19 protein-coding genes are annotated in these 17,549 nt (G+C 62.8%); 7 read left to right on the forward strand and 12 right to left on the reverse strand.

Features of this window, described 5'->3' with window-relative positions; translation table 11 throughout:
* Positions 1-7: 7 nt before the first annotated feature.
* The 5 genes from R1T45_RS18505 to R1T45_RS18525 form a co-directional block, all read right to left on the reverse strand.
* Complete coding sequence (locus R1T45_RS18505; protein WP_317389851.1) at positions 8-1,396, reverse strand: flagellar hook-length control protein FliK; 1,389 nt, start codon at positions 1,394-1,396, stop codon at positions 8-10.
* A gap of 53 nt (positions 1,397-1,449) precedes the next feature.
* The gene (locus tag R1T45_RS18510) at positions 1,450-2,082 is read right to left on the reverse strand and encodes a hypothetical protein (RefSeq protein WP_067938894.1); all 633 of its coding nucleotides are present in this window, start codon (positions 2,080-2,082) and stop codon (positions 1,450-1,452) included.
* 275 nt (positions 2,083-2,357) lie between these two features.
* Positions 2,358-3,287 carry a flagellar motor protein MotB gene (locus R1T45_RS18515; RefSeq protein WP_067938892.1) on the reverse strand — a complete coding sequence of 310 codons (930 nt, stop codon included), beginning with the start codon at positions 3,285-3,287 and terminating at the stop codon, positions 2,358-2,360.
* A 42-nt stretch (positions 3,288-3,329) separates the two neighbouring features.
* Positions 3,330-3,797 carry a MucR family transcriptional regulator gene (locus R1T45_RS18520; RefSeq protein WP_120350411.1) on the reverse strand — a complete coding sequence of 156 codons (468 nt, stop codon included), beginning with the start codon at positions 3,795-3,797 and terminating at the stop codon, positions 3,330-3,332.
* 186 nt (positions 3,798-3,983) lie between these two features.
* The gene (locus R1T45_RS18525; protein ID WP_317389852.1) at positions 3,984-5,084 is read right to left on the reverse strand and encodes a hypothetical protein; all 1,101 of its coding nucleotides are present in this window, start codon (positions 5,082-5,084) and stop codon (positions 3,984-3,986) included.
* A 93-nt stretch (positions 5,085-5,177) separates the two neighbouring features.
* Here R1T45_RS18525 and motA point away from each other — a divergent pair, with 93 nt between their 5' ends.
* The 4 genes from motA to R1T45_RS18545 all read left to right on the forward strand — a co-directional run bounded on the left by motA (position 5,178) and on the right by R1T45_RS18545 (position 7,241).
* Entirely contained in the window at positions 5,178-6,044 is an 867-nt protein-coding gene (gene motA, locus R1T45_RS18530; RefSeq protein WP_317389853.1) for a flagellar motor stator protein MotA, read from the forward strand.
* Complete coding sequence (locus R1T45_RS18535; protein WP_317389854.1) at positions 6,041-6,304, forward strand: hypothetical protein; 264 nt, start codon at positions 6,041-6,043, stop codon at positions 6,302-6,304. Before motA ends, R1T45_RS18535 begins: the two co-directional genes overlap by 4 nt.
* The gene (locus R1T45_RS18540) at positions 6,301-6,726 is read left to right on the forward strand and encodes a hypothetical protein (RefSeq protein WP_067629259.1); all 426 of its coding nucleotides are present in this window, start codon (positions 6,301-6,303) and stop codon (positions 6,724-6,726) included. The genes R1T45_RS18535 and R1T45_RS18540 overlap by 4 nt, the downstream gene beginning before the upstream one ends.
* 176 nt (positions 6,727-6,902) lie before the next feature.
* Positions 6,903-7,241: a peptidoglycan-binding domain-containing protein gene (locus R1T45_RS18545; RefSeq protein ID WP_132444995.1), complete on the forward strand. Its 339-nt coding sequence runs from the start codon at positions 6,903-6,905 to the stop codon at positions 7,239-7,241.
* Between the two features lie 30 nt (positions 7,242-7,271).
* Here the strand turns inward: R1T45_RS18545 and R1T45_RS18550 are convergent, their stop codons facing one another.
* From R1T45_RS18550 to R1T45_RS18560, 3 genes are all read right to left on the reverse strand, one after another.
* Positions 7,272-8,189, reverse strand: coding sequence for an MYG1 family protein (locus tag R1T45_RS18550; RefSeq protein ID WP_317389855.1), 918 nt, complete (start codon positions 8,187-8,189; stop codon positions 7,272-7,274).
* 93 nt (positions 8,190-8,282) lie between these two features.
* Complete coding sequence (locus tag R1T45_RS18555; protein ID WP_317389856.1) at positions 8,283-9,365, reverse strand: alpha/beta hydrolase; 1,083 nt, start codon at positions 9,363-9,365, stop codon at positions 8,283-8,285.
* 98 nt (positions 9,366-9,463) lie between these two features.
* Entirely contained in the window at positions 9,464-10,180 is a 717-nt protein-coding gene (locus R1T45_RS18560) for a GntR family transcriptional regulator (RefSeq protein WP_317389857.1), read from the reverse strand.
* A 124-nt stretch (positions 10,181-10,304) separates the two neighbouring features.
* Between R1T45_RS18560 and R1T45_RS18565 the strand changes: the two genes are divergently transcribed.
* The 3 genes from R1T45_RS18565 to R1T45_RS18575 all read left to right on the forward strand — a co-directional run bounded on the left by R1T45_RS18565 (position 10,305) and on the right by R1T45_RS18575 (position 13,726).
* Complete coding sequence (locus R1T45_RS18565) at positions 10,305-11,654, forward strand: glutamine synthetase family protein (protein WP_120350403.1); 1,350 nt, start codon at positions 10,305-10,307, stop codon at positions 11,652-11,654.
* A complete protein-coding gene (locus R1T45_RS18570; RefSeq protein WP_317389858.1) occupies positions 11,654-12,958 on the forward strand; it encodes an FAD-binding oxidoreductase in 1,305 nt (434 codons plus the stop codon). Before R1T45_RS18565 ends, R1T45_RS18570 begins: the two co-directional genes overlap by 1 nt.
* A gap of 72 nt (positions 12,959-13,030) precedes the next feature.
* On the forward strand, positions 13,031-13,726 hold the full coding sequence (locus R1T45_RS18575; protein WP_317389859.1) for a haloacid dehalogenase type II: 696 nt from the start codon (positions 13,031-13,033) through the stop codon (positions 13,724-13,726).
* Positions 13,727-13,729: 3 nt separating this feature from the next.
* Here R1T45_RS18575 and R1T45_RS18580 read toward each other — a convergent pair whose 3' ends face one another.
* Genes R1T45_RS18580 through R1T45_RS18595 form a run of 4 tightly spaced genes read right to left on the reverse strand, consistent with a single transcriptional unit; the run spans position 13,730 to position 17,491 of the window.
* Positions 13,730-14,464, reverse strand: a complete 735-nt coding sequence (locus R1T45_RS18580) for an ABC transporter permease (protein ID WP_120350400.1) — start codon at positions 14,462-14,464, stop codon at positions 13,730-13,732.
* Positions 14,461-15,396, reverse strand: coding sequence for an ABC transporter ATP-binding protein (locus tag R1T45_RS18585; protein ID WP_067935691.1), 936 nt, complete (start codon positions 15,394-15,396; stop codon positions 14,461-14,463). The genes R1T45_RS18580 and R1T45_RS18585 overlap by 4 nt, the downstream gene beginning before the upstream one ends.
* The gene (locus tag R1T45_RS18590; protein WP_317389860.1) at positions 15,393-16,559 is read right to left on the reverse strand and encodes an ABC transporter permease; all 1,167 of its coding nucleotides are present in this window, start codon (positions 16,557-16,559) and stop codon (positions 15,393-15,395) included. Before R1T45_RS18590 ends, R1T45_RS18585 begins: the two co-directional genes overlap by 4 nt.
* Positions 16,560-16,576: 17 nt before the next feature.
* Positions 16,577-17,491, reverse strand: coding sequence for an ABC transporter substrate-binding protein (locus R1T45_RS18595; protein WP_317389861.1), 915 nt, complete (start codon positions 17,489-17,491; stop codon positions 16,577-16,579).
* Between the last annotated feature and the right edge of the window lie 58 nt (positions 17,492-17,549).

A 17,549-nucleotide genomic window follows, 5' to 3' on the forward strand; every position in this document is an offset into this window, starting at 1 on the left:
TCGCCTTTCAGGTGAGGATATCCAACTGCCCGGCGCTCAAGTTTGAGCTGGGGGTTTGGGCCAAGGGCTGGGCGTCACTGCCCGGCGCGTCATCGGCCTGCACTGCTCTTTGGGTGAACTCTGGCCCCTGCTGCTGCCCGCCGTTGCGGCCCCGGTCGTCGAAGGTCTGGAAATCAAGGTCGGCGTTATCGGCGCTGATGCCGCGCGACTGCAGCGCATCCAGCAGTTGTTCGCGGTCTTGCCGCAACATGTTCAGCACCGAGGCGCTTTCGGTGGTCATGGCGATCTGCATGCGGCCCGTCTCGCTGCGCACGACTTCGATCTCGATCTCGCCCATGCCGTAGGGCGAGAGCGAGAAGCGCAGCTTGTTGTCGGCGGTGTCGAGGCCGCGGATCTGCTGGCTGACATGCTGGCGCAGTTGCTCATCAGGCGCGGCGGCGGGGTTCGGCGCGGGCGCGGGTGTCGGCTGTGGCGGGCTGAGGCGAAGCCCCTCACTCTGCGGGGCCTGCGGCGCGGTCAAAGCGGCGACTTCGCGCAGCGCGGCCTCGGCTGCCGGGGCATTCGTGCCGGGCTGGGGCGCCTTGGCGGCATCGACAGAGGCGCTGAACCTGTCGGCGGCGGCGGTGATGCGGGGATCTGCGGCTTCCGCGCTCAAGTCCACCTGCGCGGCGGAAATTGTACTGGCCTCGGCAGCCGCAACGGGGGCGGCGGACTCAGCAGCCGCAACGGGCGCGGTGGGCGCGGTGGGCGCGGCGCCCATTTCTGTAGTCGAAGCAGGCGTCAACCGCAGGACCTGCGTGTCGCCCGAGGTTACCGGCTTGGCGGCCACTTGACCGACGATACCATCAATTTGCAAAGCCGGCGCTGCCCCTTCGGCCATCCCTAAGGCCTGCCCCTTAACGATGGCGATCCGCCCGACGACCGGCACCACCGCCGACGCGATGCTAAGCTGGCTGGTCGGCGTCGGGATGCGCATGGCACGGCCAAGTTTTTCTTCCAGCGCGGCCTCAAGGCTGGGGTCGTCAAACTGGGCCACCGCTTCCAACGCGCCGACGCTGTCGGGCGGCGCCGCGCCCAAGGCTTCGGCAAATGCGGCGAGTGCGGCCTTTGGGGTGACCGGGTTGTCGGTCTCCTCCAGCCCCGCGATGGTGCGATCCATCAGGGCCATCAGCCCCTCTGCCGTCTCAAGGTTGATCCCCTCGGGCAGCGCATCCTCGGCGGTGTCTGTTTCCGGCAAGGGGGTTTGCATGCCCTGAACTTGCGGCTCTGACGCAGCCTCTTGGCCCGCCATGCCCTGCATCAGCGCAGCAAAGCCTTCGGCCGCCCCTTTTTGGGACGGCTGCCCGAGACCTGCGGCTGTCTGCACCGCAGGTGCTACCTGAAGCTGAGCAATCATTTCGCGTCCTCCAACTTGGGCCTTCGCAAGGGAATCCGAAGGCCCTTTTGGGATCAGGAGATCCGCACGTTTCCGCGCTGATCTTCGAAGGCGCGGCGCGCGCTGCGGCCTTCAACAAGGGCTTTCAACCGCAAAGTCCACTGATTGAGGGTCACGGGTGTCTCCGTGCCGGTCAGGGCCCGCAGCGAAATCTGCGCGCTCTCGGCGGGCTGTGCTGCAAAGACCGAGTGACTGTCGACCGGACGGCCCCAGTACTGCCCCAGAACCGCGCTCAGCCCCATGCGGAAGGCCGCAGGCTCAAGCCCCAGCTTGAGCAGCTCATCCGCCTCTGCCGCGTGATGATATGCCTGACCCAATGCATGCAGAACGCTGTCTTCGTCCATCATCGGGAACAGTCCGCGCCCGATGATCCCGATCAAGACTTCGCCCACCAGCGCACCGGCGGCTTGGGAGATATTGGTGAAATTGTCGCTTTTGCGAATGACGACGAGCGAGCCATAAGGCACATCGGCGTCGAGTTCTTCGGCAAGGATATCGCCAAGGCAGATGCCCGGGATCGGTTCGATGCAATCAGGCATTGCCACCGGGTGACCGGCCCAATCCTGCATCTCAAAGACCGAAGCTTGAACCGGAATAAGCGCCCGGATCAGCATGTTGAAATGACGGCCATCGGCCGATGAATCCATGTGGCAGGCACCCTTCCAGATGCCACCTATAAGTGAGTTTACCTGCATTTCCGCCTCGTTCAGGACGTTCTGTCCATGGTTTATCCGGGCGTTTTTTAAAAGTTTTTTAGGTGCCCGGTGCTCGTTTATTGCTTTAGGTCTAGATCGCAAGACCTTGACCGTCAACAATTTTTCAAGACCGGATATTATTTTTGGGAATCAGCGGCAGGGATGTCGCACTTTTGCCGAGGCTTGAATTGCGCACAACCGTGCCGATAGAGCCTTGAAAACAAGGGCTACTCGGCCTGGTACACCAAGCGAATCGAGATGCGGCGATTTTCCGAAGCCAAGGGATCGATTGTGTTGATCGGTTGTGTGTCGGCCACACCGGAAACCCGCATGAAGCGCGCGCCAGCGATGCCTGCGGCCATCAACGTGCGACGCGTGGCGTTGGCACGATCCGCCGACAATTCCCAGTTTGTGTAGCCGTTGTTCGCGCCAAAGGCGGCGGCATCGGTATGGCCCACGATCTCAACCGGCTGGTTCTGATCGGCGATCACATCACCGATGGCCAGCAGCAATTCACGGGTCTTGGGCGTCACATCAGCACTGCCCCGTGCAAAGAGCGACCGTTCGTCCTGATCCAGCACCTGAACCGTCAGCGCCCCGTTCGATTTCTCCAACCGGACATTGCGCGCCAGATCATTCAGCGCGCTATCCGATGTGATCCGCTCAGCGATGTCTTCGGCCATGCGGTCAATCTCGGACTGGCGGCGCTCGGATTCCTCAATCGCGGCCAATGTGGCGGGATCGGCGGCTGCTGCGGGCTCGGGCGCTTCGGCATATTCCACGACCACTGCCGCCGGTTTGTCGCGCAGCCGGCTGTCGAAAACCATCATCGGGTTGTCCCGGCCAAAGGTCGGCTTTTGCACATTGCCGGTGTTGTCGACCGCGCCGGTCATCACCCCGGCGGCCATCAGCGGACGCAGGTCCGCCGCCGCATCCGATGAGGAGCCCCCATCCGACACCGTCGGCGTAAAGTAATTGGCCAGACCGCGCAGTTTTTCCTCATCCGAGGCGGCGAGGATCCACAGCAGCAGAAAAAACGCCATCATCGCGGTCATGAAGTCCGCATAGGCCACCTTCCAACCGCCGCCGTGGTGGGCATGGCCGCCCTCCGCGTCGTAGCGCTTGATGATGATCATCGCGTTCTTTTTGTCAGCCATCACACGGCCTCCCGACTACGCAAGATCGGGCCCGGGGCCAGATCAGGAAAGCTCTGCGTTGTTGTCCGACTTGTCGCGGCTGTATTTGCCCAGCCCGGCGCGTTTCGCGTATTCGGCCTTGCGCTTGGAGTAGCTCGGCGCGACCAGCGGCGCGTCGGCGGGCAGGCTGAACATCACGCGGTATTCCGCTTCGGTCAGCCCATGTTCGGCCCCGAGGTGACGCTTGAGCATTTTGAACCCCTTGCCGCAGCACAGGCAAAAGATCGTGTCATCGGTCATCGGTTGCTCACCCGGCGCGGCAGTCATGCCTTGGGCCTTGGGCGCGATGGGCGCAACGGCGGCGGGGATATTGGCCAATGCGGTGGCAGGGGCATCAGCCGGGGTGGCGCGCAGACGTTCGACCAAGGTCAAGATATCGTCGATCGTCACGTCGCTGCGGCTGGCGAAACCCGAAACGATGGTCGCAATCGCGGTATCGCTTAGATTCTGCTTGGGGGGTACATTAGGCATGAAGCAACTTCCTTGTTAAGTTAATCTTGCCTTCTGCAAGGTTCGCGAAGCATTCAAGAAGCGCTTCGCAAGGGACGCAGCAAAGATAAATAATTCTTTGCCGTTTATTCTTATCACGATTCGAATTGTATTTGGAACCCGCGCAAGCATTGGCAAGCACTTTTCCGCCATATTGTGCAGAATGCATCACGGCTCCATCTGCGCGACGGTTTTGAAAATCGCGCTTTTCGGGGCCGGATCGGGGGCCACGTCATTCCCCGTCGTCTGCGCAATGATCGTGCTGAACAGACCGGTCACCCCCAGCCCTGCCACCGCGATCAGCGGGATATGCAGCGACTTCCACAGGCTCTTGCGCGGAGCGGGCGGCTGCGGTGTCAACGTCGCGAGGTCGAGCAACTCAGGCTCGGGTGCCTGGGGCACGTCAATCGGTGCGCCGAATTCGACAAAGATACCGCGGGGCATGACCGCGACCTTCACTTCGCGCCGCTCACAACTGTCGCTGAACCCGGCGGGGAAAAGCTCGGCCGGGATGTCGATCACCATGTTATCCTTGGGCCGCCACTCCGCCGCGAGCGTGTCGCGGGGAATGTAGACCGATGCAAAATCGTCACGGAACGCAATGTCACGCACCAAGGTCGGCACCATGGGCAGCGGCTTTTCCGGGCTGGCCGCGATTCGCATCCTCCCCCCGGCGAGCCACATTTCAAGGCGCACGTAGAAACACTCACCCGGCTGCACCTCGGCGGAGGGCATATAACCTTCGGGCGGGCCCGTGCGCAGCTTGCGGCGCTTGCGGGTGCCGATAGGAAAGATCTTGTTGGTGCTGACGCGCTGGAACTGCTCCAACTCGGGGCGCTGGCGCATCAGCTCGTCGAAATCCAAGCCCTCTTCGCGGGCGAAGTTGTAGTTGATCAGGTAATCCGCCGCTGTTTCTTCCAGTGTTTTGCTTTCCTGAATTGCCTTCAACAGCGCGTTTTCCTCAGAAAACAACAACCTACGGCAGGGATGCCCCTCAACTTCAGGGCTGACGGCAAAGCTGCCCACGGGACGATCAAGGATATCCGCAACCCGGTCGAAAACCGCGTGCTCTTCGTCATTGTGAAAGACCACGAACTCACAAAGGCCACCCGCATCCATGCAAAGCAGCAGCCGCATCTCTTCGGGCCAGCCCTGCACGAGCACTGAAAGTTCAGAGGGGTCGACGAAATAGGCGAAGGCGTCGGGCTCTTGCAGAGCGTCGACATCATTCCTCAACTCTTCTTTGACCGAAAAACCACTATTCATCATAGAAACCCAAGTTCTTTCCTAGATAATACTTGTATAGACCCATTCACTCAAGGATAAAGTAAGAATAGTTTCTTTTTGGAGGCGTGTGCAGCAATGACACTCTTGCTTGGTCTTGTAATGGTCTTCGGTCTGGTCTTTGGCGGCTTCATGCTGTCAGGGGGCAATATGGACATCGTCCTGCACGCCCTTCCCTATGAAGGCATGATGATCGGCGGCGCCTCTCTCGGGGCTTTCGTGATCGCCAACTCCTTCTCGGTGGTGAAGTCATCGCTGGTCGGCGTGATGCGCGTGATCAAGGGGCCGCGTTGGAAGGCGGCGGATTACAACGATCTGCTGGCGCTGATGTTCGAGCTGGCGCGTCTTTATAAGACCAAGGGCATTGTCGCGATGGACGAGCATATCGAAAACCCCGAGGCCAGCCCGATCTTTCAACGCTACCCCAAGCTGATGAAAGACCATTTTCTGACCGACCTCATCGCCGACAGCTTCCGCATGATGTCGATGCAATTCGACGACCGTTTTCAAATGGAAGACGTGTTGAACCGCAAGATCAAGAAGCACCACCATGAATTGCTCGTCTCTGCCAGCGCGATCCAGAGCATGGCCGACGGGCTGCCAGCCATCGGCATCGTCGCGGCGGTGCTGGGGGTAATCAAAACCATGTCCTCAATCGACAAGCCGCCAGAGATCCTTGGCGCGATGATCGGCGGGGCCTTGGTGGGCACCTTCCTTGGGGTCTTCCTTGCCTACTGCATGGTACAGCCCATCGCGGGCCGGTTGGAGCAGATCGAAGAGGAAGACGGCGCGATATATACCGTGATCCGCGACGTGATCGTGGCCATCGTGGCGGGCCACCCCCCCGGCATCTGCATCGAATTGGGCCGCGGCAACATCCCCACGACGAAACAGCCGAACTTCTCCGCCGTGGAGGCCTCGCAGCGCGAACTGCCCGCGGTATGATGCGCGCCCTGCCCCTGCCCCTGATCGCGCTCGTCGCGCTTCTTGCCGGGCCGGGGCTGGCTGCCAGCACGGACGACGAAAAGGGCGCAGAAAAGGTCGACAAGGCCGCCGAAGCAGAAGCCCGCCTGCCCAATTCCATGCGTCGGCACGGGGTGATCGGCCATGTTCCCCCGATGGCGGGACTGCCGCTGCTTGATCCTGAGGTGCTGGAACGGATGCGCGAGCGGCTCATTGTTCTGTCGCAGGGCGCCAAGCCGTGAAACCGCGGCGCGGCGACGGGCTGGCCGTATTGTCGCGGCTCAAACGCTTCGAGATGGAAAATGTGGCGCTGGAGATGGCCGAGGTGAACCGCGCCCTGACCCAGATCGAAAACGAACGGCACAGTCTGATGGAGCAGCTCAACGATCGTGGCGACCCCGATGCCGTGGAATCGACGCGCGTGGTCTCGGCCTTCATCCGCAACGTCTCGGAAACGATCCACCGCAAAGAGGCCGAGGCCGAGCGGCTGCGCGCCGATAGCGCGGGCATCCACGACAGGCTGAACGGGCTCTTCGCCGAGGCCAAGCGCATTGACCTGATCCGCAACCGCCGCGCCGAGGCCCGCAAGCAGGCTTTGCAAGAAGCCGAAACGGCTGCCCAAGCCGAAGGATTCCTGTCGATCTGGCTCGACGATCAGCGCTAGCGGGTCTACCCATTTACGGGAACTATTTCCGAAAATTCCCCTAAATAGCGAATATCGGACAAGAAAAAACCGCAATTCGATTCCATCAAAACCGCATTGTATATGCCGCCCCGGGGAGGGGCGCCGAGGCCGATGAGTTCGTATTTCGGCTTCGGTATAGTTTGAGAGGAATTACGATGAAGCGAAGAGGATTTTTCACCGCCGCCGCTATCGGTGCTGCGTCATTGCGTGTCAGCCCGCTCTACGCGCAATCGGCGGAGGTGACCCTTGCCGAGGTGCAGACCCTGTTTCAAAGCCGCGATCTGGGCGCGCGCCGGATGGTGCAAAACAGCCTCAAACACGAAGGCTATTACACGGGGGCCATCGACGGTGCATGGGGGCCGGGGACCGCAGAGGGCTTTCGCGCGCTCATGGCCTCCGACCGCTACCAGCGCCACGCGCCGACATGGACTTTCGCCCATGAGATACAGGTCAGCGAAACGATGTTTTTCCTGACCTCCGACGCCTATATGTGACCTCTGCCGGGGCTTTTTGGGGCCTCGGCCTTAGCTGGCTTCCGCGACCGCCAGTTCGGCCATGCGCAGCGCTGCCTCTCGGGTTGCCGCCACGGCGATGAAGCGCGCGTTATGGCAGAATTTTGCCCCCGGCACGCCGCTTGCAGCCTCCAATTCGGCATCCGTTAGCCCGGCCCAAGCTTCGGGCAGATCGGCGCGGGCCTCGAAACCATCGCCGCTTTTGCGGATCGTGGTCAGAGCCCAATCGTCCCCACGCGGGTGCACAACGAAAAGCAAATGGTCCGCTCCGGCCTTTTCCACAGCCGAGCGGAAGGGCATGCCCGTCGGCAGTTCCAACACGCGCCCGCTGCCTGCCGCCTCAATGGCCTGCATCACCATCGACTCGGCCCGGCGTTTGGCGGCCTTGCCTTTGATCGCGGCTTCGACAAAGGCGCGGGCAACTGGTAAAGCGGCCATGAACGCGCGGTCGTCGGCACCCTCGCCCCGTTCATCGAAAACCGGTTTTAGTGTCTCCAACAGCACCGGCAGGGTCATGCCTGCCAGCTGCCCCGCCACCGACGGCTCAAGCGCGCCATTGTCGATCAGGTCAACCGGCAGCACGAAACCTTGGTCGAAGCTGCGGTGAATATCCTCAAGGTCGGCCTCGGGCAGGTCAAAGCTGCGCAGATAGTCGCGGCCATAGTGCTGCCAAATCAGCCCGAAAGAGCTGAAAGGCTGGCCATCTTCGCGCAGCGGGCCGGGGCGCTGGTGGTGGTCAAAGATCAACGCCTCGGCGTCATAATCGCGGCCTACGTCATAGATGATCCGCCCCGCGCCCGGCGTGATCCACTGGGCGTCACGGCTGCGCAGCAGCGTCGCTTCCGGGTAGAGCCGCGTCAGAATGACGGAGGACAAAAGCTCATCCGCGTGAAAGCCGCCCGAATGGGTGACGAGATGGGTGATGGTCATGGGGCTGGCTCCGCTCGGGCTGGGGAAATCGGTCTTTCGTGGTGGCTCGCGCCCCCATACTGCGCGGCGCGGGCCAAGTGCAAGCCGCCCGCCTTAGCGCGACAGCGCGACCAGCGTGGCCGAGACGGGATCAAGGATGAAGGCACCGACCTGTGCCCGGGCCTCCGCCAGCCTATCGCCCCCTTCCGGCATCAACTGCACGAGAGACGCAAAGCGGTTGTGATGGGTGCCATCCACCGCGCCAATGGCCGAGATATCGACCAGCAAAACACCATAGCGTTTGGCCAGCGCCTGCACCGCAGGCGTGCTGGCGTTGGTCCGCCCGATCCGAGGCCGCGCCCCGGCAAGACCCGCCGAGATGCGCAGCGCCCGATCATCCGGCGCGACGAGGATGGCCATGGGTGGATCAAGCGGCCCGATCACCTCAATCTGTTTGCGAAAGACATCCACGTCGATGTCGGGGGCCGCAAGCACGACATCGCTCAGCCGTGCGATCACCTCATCTTGCCCCGACAGGCGCAATTGCCGCAGCGCCTCGGCCACCAGCCAGCCGCCCATGCTGTGACCGAAAAGCGTGATCTTCCCCACATCGGGATCGGCGGCGAGGGTGCCGAGCATGGCGACCAGTTCATCGCGCGAATAGGCCGCTGCGTCTTTGTCGGCGACATAGCCCACCACTGTTCCGGCAGAGGGCCAAGCAAACAGGATCGGCTGTTCGGGCAGATGCCCGTCTGCCGCCACCTGCGCCAAACGGAACAGCGATTCGGGAAAGGTCTGGTTGTAGCCATGGACAAAGACCATCACATCCTGCCGCGCCCGCCCTGATCGGCGGATATCTAGCCCGCGCAGGGGATCACGCGCCGTCACCGCAAAGCTGCGGCTCGGGTCGGGGTCTTCGTCAGGCCATTCGATCTTGCTGGCCTCATGATTTGGCGGGATGGCGATGGTAAACCGCTCATAATTGAGCCCACGGGCCCGGGCATCGGTATAATGCCCCGACTGCGCGTCGCGGCCTCGGGTAGAGGCCACGGTGATCGCCAAAGACCGCGCGGAGCCGTCTGCCGGCACGACGGTCAAAGTCTCTCCGCCCGGGCGCGGCGCGCAGGCCGACAGCAGGACGACCAAAACCGCGCAGAGCGACTGTACCCCCCTGCCCCCGATGCTATGTCTTTGCATGTCGCGCCCCAGCCCCCATCGTTCCCGCATCGTTCGGCGCAGTTCTAGCCTGATCACCCAAGGAATTCATAGATCAAAGGCCAGACGCCGCTCTGGACCTAGATCTGGCCCGCTTCCCCGTCAGCCTCTGCCGCCAGCAGCTTGCGGCCCGTGTCGAGCACCCCGTCGACGATGTCATTGGCAATCGCCGCGCTCAGCGCTGCGCCATCGCGTGCGGAAAGTGCCGCTAACACCTCTTTATGTCGGTCAATCTGATAGTATTCCGCCACCTCAGTGATGACCTGCCGCTGAAAGGGGCCGAGTTGCAGCCAGATGCTTTCGATCATCGGCAAGGACGCCTGCGCCGGGTTCACCGAATACAGCATCCGGTGAAAGGCTTGGTTCTGCAGCGTCAGTTGGTCCGAGTCCCGTTCCGCCACAAACCGATCCATGCTGCCGTCAATCTCGGTCAGCCTGTCGATCACGATGTCCGAGATATAGGGCAAGGCGCGCAGGGCGGCGTGGGTCTCGACCGCGATGCGCAGGGCGACCAGTTCCTCGAACCGGTCAGAGGTCATCAGCGGCACGGTCAGGCGGCGGTTGTCCTTGATCTGGATGGCGTGTTCCGAACTCAGCCGCCGCACTGCCTCGCGCACCGGGGTCGGGCTGAGGCCAAGACGCTCTGCAATGCCGCGCATGGTCAGCGAGGTGCCGGGCGTGATCGCGCCAAGCATGATCGCATTGCGCAGCCGCTCATAGACATATTCCTGCGTCGTCCCGCCCGGAATCTCTGGGATTTCGGGAATGTTGAGCGCGTCGTTTTCGGTGTCGGTCATCGGGCCGCCTTTGGTCTTTCGCCGCTGACCATACGCTCCGGGGCGATTGACAGACAAGCGAATAGTGGTATGACGTTTCCCTAAATGGTATCACATTTTCAGGTTCGATATCGAAAGGAACCCCATGTCTCAGAGCAAAGCCGAAGCCTGGCTGGCGCAACATCCCGAAATCGAATCCATCTTTGCCTGTGTCTGCGACCTTAACGGCACCATGCGCGGCAAGCGGGTGCCAGCGGATCAAGTCTCCAAGGTTGTCGAAGGCGGGCTGCGCATGCCCCTGTCCATCGTTGGCATGGATATCTGGGGCGAAGATGTCGAAAACAGCGAACTGGTGTTTGAGACCGGGGATTCCGATGGCCTTTGTGATTTCACGGGCCGCCCCTTGATGCCCATCACATGGACCTCGCGCCCGACCGCGCTTGCGATGCTCTGGATGCGTCAGGAAAACGGCGCCCCCTTCCCCGGCGATCCGCGCCGGGCGCTGGCCGAAGTGGCGGCCAAGTTCAAGGCACGTGGTCTCACCCCCGTGGTTGCGACCGAGTTGGAGTTCTACCTCGTTGATCCGTCCGAGGATCACCCGCAGGCGCCCTGCTCTCCGGTGACTGGCAAGCGGCTGGATTCCGACGGCGCACTGTCGCTGGACGAGTTGCAGCACTTCGATGAGTTCCTGAACGAGGTCTATGACGCCTGCGAATTGCAGGGCATCCCGGCAGATGCGGCGATCTCGGAAAATGGGGCGGGCCAGTTCGAGATCAACATGCGCCATGTGGATGACCCGCTGCGCGCGGCTGATGACGCGGTGCTGTTCAAACGGCTGGTGCGCGGCATCGCCCGCAAACACGGCTTTGCCGCAACCTTCATGGCCAAACCCTATGGCGATCTGGCGGGCAGTGGCTTTCACGTGCATTTCTCGCTGGTGGACGAAAACGGCGTTAACGTCTTCGACAATGGCGGGGATGAGGGCACGGCCCTGATGCTCAACGCCGTGGCCGGTCTGCTGGCAACGATGCAGCAAAACACGCTGACCTTCGCGCCGCATGAAAACTCCTATCGCCGCTTGCTGCCGGGTGCCCATGCGCCGACCAATGTCGCGTGGGGCTACGAGAACCGCACCGCCGCGATCCGCATCCCCGGCGGAGATGCCAAGGCACGGCGCATCGAACACCGCGTCGCCGGGGCCGATGCGAACCCCTATCTGGTACTGACCAGCATCTTGGGCGGCGCGCTTTTGGGGATCGAGCAAGACATGCAGCCCGTCGCCCCGATCACTGGCGACGCCTATACGATGAAGCTCGACAACCTGCCGCTCGACTGGGCCACGGCGATTGATGCCTTCCGCAAAGGGCCGGATGTTCCCGGCATTTTCTCATCGCGGTTGCAGACCATGATGGTCGAATGCAAAACCCAAGAGCTGCGCAAATTCGCGCGGCAAGTGACCCATTTCGAATATGATACCTATCTGGAGATCGTCTGATGTCTCGTCCCCCCTACGCCGGTGACGGCAGCCATACGTCAAGCTACTACGCGGCCTCGGCCAATCCCTCGCCTGAGCGCCCAGAATTGCGGGGCGATCACCAGATCGACGTTTGCATCGTCGGCGCGGGCTACAGCGGGCTGTCGACGGGCCTGCATTTGGCCGAAAAGGGCTATAAAGTCGCCATCATCGAAGGCGCGCGCGTCGGCTGGGGGGCCTCGGGGCGCAACGGCGGGCAGATCGTCAACGGGCTGAACGCCAGCCTGCAAACGATCAAGCGCCGCTATGGTCAGGACACGGCGACTTTCGTAGCCGGGTTGGTGCAAGAAGGTGGCGAGATCATCCGCGAGCGGGTCCGCACCTATGACATCAAATGCGACCTCAAGGAAAAGAACATCTTCACCGGGCTCACGCCTGCGCATATGCGCGAGTTGGAAGAGCGGCAGAAGCTCTGGCAAAGCTACGGCATCGACAATCAAGAGATGCTGGACAAGGACCAGTTGCGCGCCCACATCAATTCCGACCTCTATGAAGGCGGGCTGATCGACCATTCGGGCGGCCATATGCACCCGCTCAACCTCGCCCTCGGTGAGGCGGCGGCGTTTGAGAAAAACGGCGGCACGATCTATGAGATGTCCCCCGTGACGGATGTCGATCACGATGCCCCACGCCCCGTGGTCAGAACCGCCAAGGGCACAATGACCTGCAAAACGCTGGTGCTCTGCGGCAATGCCTACCTTGGCCATGTGGTGCCCACGCTGACCCCGCGCGTGATGCCCGTCTCGACCCAAGTCATGGCAACCGAACCGCTGAGCGAGGCACAAGCCCACGCGCTGCTGCCCACCGATGCCTGCGTCGAAGACATCCGCTATATCCTCGATTATTACCGACTGTCGGGCGACAAACGCATGCTTTTCGGGGGCGGCACCGTCTATGGCGGCGCAGACCCGCGCGACATCAAGGCCAAGCTCAAGCGCAACATGGACAAGGTCTTCCCCCAACTCAAAGACGTGAAGATCGACTATGCCTGGAGCGGCAATTTTGCCCTGTCCTTCAGCCGTGTTCCGCAGATGGGCCGGATCGGAGACAACACCTATTTCGCCCATGGCTACAGCGGCCACGGCGTGACCGGATCGCATACCTTCGGGCGCATCCTTTCGGAGGCGATCGACGGCGACCTCACCCGCTTTGATGTCTTCGCCAATGTGCCGTGGTTCCCCTTCCCCGGCGGGCGCATGTTGCGCGTGCCCTATTCGGTGATGGGTTCATGGTGGTACGGGCTGCGCGACCGCTTGGGGGTCTGAAACCTTTTGACAGGGCTGGGGGTTTCTTCACAATGACCGGGCGCATCGCCCGCCGTGACAGGAAGGACCCCCATGCCCGATCAAAAGCCCGTCTCTACAATCGTCTTCGACGTGAACGAAACCCTGCTCGACATCACGACGCTTGAGCCGCTGTTCGCGCGGGTGTTCGGCGACGCCTCGGTCCTGCGCGAATGGTTTGCCGAGTTGATCCTCTATTCCCAGACCATGACCCTCTCGGGACGCTATGCCCCCTTCGGTGCGCTGGCGGGGGGTGTCTTGCAGATGGTCGGCGCAAACAAGGGCGTGACGATCAGTGATGAGGACGTGGCCGAGTTAAAATCTCTCATCGGCTCCATGCCCGCCCATCCGGATGTCGCCCCCGCCCTGCGCAAGCTGCGCGAAGCAGGTTTCCGGCTGGTCACGCTGACCAACTCGCCCCCCTCTCCCGCGCCGACACCTTTGGAGAAAGCCGGCATCGCTGACTTCTTCGACCGCAGCTTTAGCGTTGATGAGGTGGAAAAATTCAAACCCCATCCGGCAACCTACCAGATGGTGGCCGATGCATTGGACCTACAGACCGATGACCTTTGCATGGTGGCCTGCCATCTGTGGGACACCATCGGCGCGCAGGCGGCGGGCTGTAAGGGGGCGTTCCTGACCCGCCCCAACAACAACCTGATCGAGGCCGAAAACGTGCCGCAGCCGCATTACCTCTCGGACGATCTGGTAGACTTGGCCGAGCAGATCATCGCCGCGAACGGGGGCTGAGCCTCAGCCGCCCATGCGCCGCGCCAGCCGCGTTTCAAGCTGCACCATCGCGTCATAGATCAGCACCGCAAACAGCCCCACCGCCAGCCCGCCTTGCACCACGAAAGCGGTGTTATTCGTCAGCAGCCCCGCGATGATCACCTCACCCAAGGTCCGCGCCGCCACGGTCGAGCCGATGGTCGCCGTGCCAAGTGCGATGACCACCGACAGCCGGATGCCCGTCAGCGTCACCGGCAGGGCAAGCGGCAGTTCCACCCGCCAGAGCCGTTGCCAACGGCTCAGCCCGATGCCGCGCGCGGCCTCCATCGTTGCGGGCGGCAGATTGGTCAGCCCCGTCACCGCGTTCTCAAAAATCGGGAGAAGCCCATAAAGAAAGAGCGCCACCAGCGTTGGCCCGGCGCCAAAGCCCAAAGCGGGAACGGCCAGCGCCAGAACCGCGACGGGCGGAAAGGTCTGCCCCATGTTGGTGATGGTGCGAGACAGCGGGCGGAACGCCGCGCCCGCAGGCCGGGTCACAAGGATCGCCAACGTCACCGCCACCACCGTCGCCGCAGCCGAGGCCATCGCGACCAGCGCCAGATGGCTCAGCGAGAGCGACAAAAGCGAGGCGCGCGTGTAGATCACCGGACCATTAGCCGGCGCCAAGGGCGCAAGCAGCGGCGTGAACCACTCAGGCCGCAGGACCAAAGCCAGCAATACTGCCACCAAAAAGGGCCGCAGGATCCACCCGATCCTCATGCGTGCTGTCCGGCCCGCGCGCGGATCGCATCCAGCGTCACGCGGCCCAATGGCACGCCATCTCTCGCGACCGGCACCGCCCCACGCCCCGACCACAGACAGGCCGAGAGCGCGTCGCGCAGGCTGGCGTCGGCAGCCAGCGGTATGCCCTCGGCGGTGCCTTCTTCGACCAAATCAGCCACGGGGATCAGAGAGAGCAGGCGCAAGGGCCGCTCCACATCGCCGACCATATCCGCGACGAAATCCGTCGCAGGATCGGCGATGATCTCGGCGGGGGTGCCGTGCTGCACCAGATGCCCCCCGTCCATCACCGCCACCCGGTCACCGAGCCGGATCGCCTCTTCCATGTCATGGGTAACCAACATGATGGTCGAGCCAAGCCGCTGCTGGATGTGCCGCAGGTCTTCTTGCGCGCGGGTGCGAATGATCGGGTCCAGCGCGCCAAAGGGTTCGTCCATCAACAAAAGATCGGGCCGCGAGGCCAAGGCCCGCGCCACACCGACACGCTGTTGCTGCCCGCCCGACAGTTCCGCCGGATAGCGGTCGCGGAATTGCGCAGGGTCCATCGAGAATAGCGCCAGCAGTTCATCCACCCGCGCCGCGATCTTGTCGCGCGGCCAGCCCAGCAGTTGCGGCACCGCGCCGATGTTGCGCCCCACCGTATGGTGCGGGAACAGCCCGTGCCCTTGGATGGCATAGCCAATCCGCCGCCGCAGGATATGCGGCTTGACCGAAAGGGTGGACTCCCCGTTGATCCGTACCTCCCCCGAGGTCGGCTCCTCCAACCGATTGATCATCCGCAAAAGCGTCGTTTTCCCTGACCCAGAGGTGCCGACGATCACCGTGATCGTGCCCGTCTCCACCGTCATCGACACGGAATCCACCGCCCGGATATCGCCATAGGTCTTGGTAATGCGGTCGATCTCGATCATGTGCTGTCCTTTGGGGTCTTGCGGGTCAGTTCGACCAATATGTCCATCACGATGGCTGCCGTAAGCGCCAGCACCACCGTCGGCAAAGCACCCAGCAGGATCAGATCGGTCGCGGTCTGGTTCAGCCCTTGGAAGACGAACGTGCCGAACCCGCCGCCGCCGATCAGCCCGGCGATGACCGCCAGCCCGATGTTCTGCACCAATACAATGCGCAGCCCGGTCAGGATGATCGGCAAGCCCAGCGGCAACTCTACCCGCAACAGACGCTGCAGCGGCGTCATCCCCATGCCTCGCGCGGCCTCAAGCGCCGCAGGCGGGGCGGATGCGAGCCCCGCAACCGTGTTGCCGACCACGGGCAGCAGCGAATAAAGCACCAGTGCGAGAAAGGCGGGCGCAAAGCCGATGCCCGCAATGCCAAGCGCCCGCGCGCCGGGCAAGTTCGCCCCAACCCAGCTGAGGATCGGGATCATCAAGCCGAACATGGCAAGCGAAGGGATGGTTTGCAAAAAGCTCAGCACCGGCAAAGTGGCACCGCGCAGACTGGCAAGGCGGTGGCACAGCACCCCAAGCGGGAAGCCAATTACCGCTGCGGCGGCAAGCGAGCCGAAGGCCAGCCCGAGATGACGCAAGAATTCCCGCCCAAAAGCATCCGCACGGCTGGCGTATTCCTGCATGACCGACAGGTCCGACAGCGCCCCCGACCACAGGATCACCCCAAGCATCGCAAGCACTGCCGCCAGCACGCCACCACGCATCAGCGGCCCTGGCGCCATCGCGGCCAGCGCATCGGCTATGAGCAGCATGAAGACGATGAGCAGGCACCAAAACCCAACTGAGGGCGAAACGCGCGCATATTCACCAGCTTCGGCCAGCAGGCCGGACGCGCCTTGGGTCAGCAGCCAAAGCAGCCCGCCCAAGCCCAAAATCGCACCGCCAATGCGCAGCGCGTTTCGGCCCGCAGGCAGCCCCATGACAAGCCCTGCACCAATCGCGGCAAGGCCGGGCAGCACCACCGGCAGGTCGGCCACGCGCCATGCCATCACCCCATCGCCCGCAACGATGCGGTTGGCCGCCAGCGTCATGAAGGGGGTCAACAGCGCCGCCGCGCCCAGCACGGCGAACAAAAGCCCCGGCGCAGAAAACCCTGCGCCCGGGCCGGTCAAAGTCCGCGTGGCGGAGATCAGTCCAGCACCCCGGTCTCGGTCAGATAAGCGCGGGCCACGGCCTCGGCTGGCTCCCCGCCGACCTGAATGCGACCGTTAAGCTTTTGCAGGGTCGCCATGTCGAGCCCGGCGAAGATCGGGTTCAGCACCTCGGCGATCTGGGGGTATTCCTCCAGCACCTCGGCGCGGACGATGGGCGCGGGCTCATAAACAGGCTGCACGCCCTTGTCGTCTTCCATCACCACAAGGCCGGTCGCACCGACACCGCCATCGGTGCCATAGACCATCGCCGCGTTCACACCCGATGTGCCACGCGCCGCCGCCTGAATGGTCGCCGCCGTGTCACCGCCCGACAGGATCACGGTCTGGTCTTGGGTCAACGAGAAACCATAGGTCTCTTGCATCGCGGGCAGCACGGCCGGGGAGGACACGAACTCGGTCGAGGCGGCAAGCTTCACCTCACCGCCCTCGGCCACCCATGCGCCGAAATCGGACATGGTGGTGAGGTTGTTTTCCTCGGCCAGCGGGCCGGTCACGGCGATGGCCCAAGTGTTGTTGGCCGGGGCGGAATCGAGCCATGTGACGTTATTCTCACCGCCGTCCAATTCCTTGGCCCGGGCATGGGCCTTGGCCGCATCTTTCCAGACATCGCTTTCCGCTTCGTTAAAGAAGAAGGCCGCGTTGCCGGTGTATTCTGGGTAAATGTCGATCTGATCCGACAGGATCGCTTCGCGTACCACCTGTGTGCCGCCCAGTTGCAGACGGCGTTCAACCGGCAGGCCCGCATCTTCGAGCGCCAGTGCGATGACATTGCCCAAGAGACCGCCTTCGGTGTCGATCTTGGACGAAACGGTGATCTCGGCAGAGGCGGCAGAGGCCAGAGCGGCGGCAAGACCAGCGGCGGCAGCGGTAGAAAGAATGCGGGGACCCATGGGCGGAGAACTCCTTGAAACAATGGCCAGACACGGCGACGCGCCGTTTGAAAATGGT

The sequence above is a fragment of the Sulfitobacter sp. LC.270.F.C4 genome (genome assembly GCF_032922545.1).
In the GTDB taxonomy this organism is placed as follows: Bacteria; Pseudomonadota; Alphaproteobacteria; order Rhodobacterales; family Rhodobacteraceae; genus Sulfitobacter; species Sulfitobacter profundi.

Coding starts and splice junctions, on each gene's coding strand:
- R1T45_RS18505 (WP_317389851.1), bottom strand. CDS start 1,396: ATGATTGCTCAGCTTCAGGTAGCACCTGCGGTGCAGACAGCCGCAGGT.
- R1T45_RS18510 (WP_067938894.1), bottom strand. CDS start 2,082: ATGGATTCATCGGCCGATGGCCGTCATTTCAACATGCTGATCCGGGCG.
- R1T45_RS18515 (WP_067938892.1), bottom strand. CDS start 3,287: ATGGCTGACAAAAAGAACGCGATGATCATCATCAAGCGCTACGACGCG.
- R1T45_RS18520 (WP_120350411.1), bottom strand. CDS start 3,797: ATGCCTAATGTACCCCCCAAGCAGAATCTAAGCGATACCGCGATTGCG.
- R1T45_RS18525 (WP_317389852.1), bottom strand. CDS start 5,084: ATGATGAATAGTGGTTTTTCGGTCAAAGAAGAGTTGAGGAATGATGTC.
- motA (WP_317389853.1), top strand. CDS start 5,178: ATGACACTCTTGCTTGGTCTTGTAATGGTCTTCGGTCTGGTCTTTGGC.
- R1T45_RS18535 (WP_317389854.1), top strand. CDS start 6,041: ATGATGCGCGCCCTGCCCCTGCCCCTGATCGCGCTCGTCGCGCTTCTT.
- R1T45_RS18545 (WP_132444995.1), top strand. CDS start 6,903: ATGAAGCGAAGAGGATTTTTCACCGCCGCCGCTATCGGTGCTGCGTCA.
- R1T45_RS18550 (WP_317389855.1), bottom strand. CDS start 8,189: ATGACCATCACCCATCTCGTCACCCATTCGGGCGGCTTTCACGCGGAT.
- R1T45_RS18555 (WP_317389856.1), bottom strand. CDS start 9,365: ATGCAAAGACATAGCATCGGGGGCAGGGGGGTACAGTCGCTCTGCGCG.
- R1T45_RS18560 (WP_317389857.1), bottom strand. CDS start 10,180: ATGACCGACACCGAAAACGACGCGCTCAACATTCCCGAAATCCCAGAG.
- R1T45_RS18565 (WP_120350403.1), top strand. CDS start 10,305: ATGTCTCAGAGCAAAGCCGAAGCCTGGCTGGCGCAACATCCCGAAATC.
- R1T45_RS18570 (WP_317389858.1), top strand. CDS start 11,654: ATGTCTCGTCCCCCCTACGCCGGTGACGGCAGCCATACGTCAAGCTAC.
- R1T45_RS18575 (WP_317389859.1), top strand. CDS start 13,031: ATGCCCGATCAAAAGCCCGTCTCTACAATCGTCTTCGACGTGAACGAA.
- R1T45_RS18580 (WP_120350400.1), bottom strand. CDS start 14,464: ATGAGGATCGGGTGGATCCTGCGGCCCTTTTTGGTGGCAGTATTGCTG.
- R1T45_RS18585 (WP_067935691.1), bottom strand. CDS start 15,396: ATGATCGAGATCGACCGCATTACCAAGACCTATGGCGATATCCGGGCG.
- R1T45_RS18595 (WP_317389861.1), bottom strand. CDS start 17,491: ATGGGTCCCCGCATTCTTTCTACCGCTGCCGCCGCTGGTCTTGCCGCC.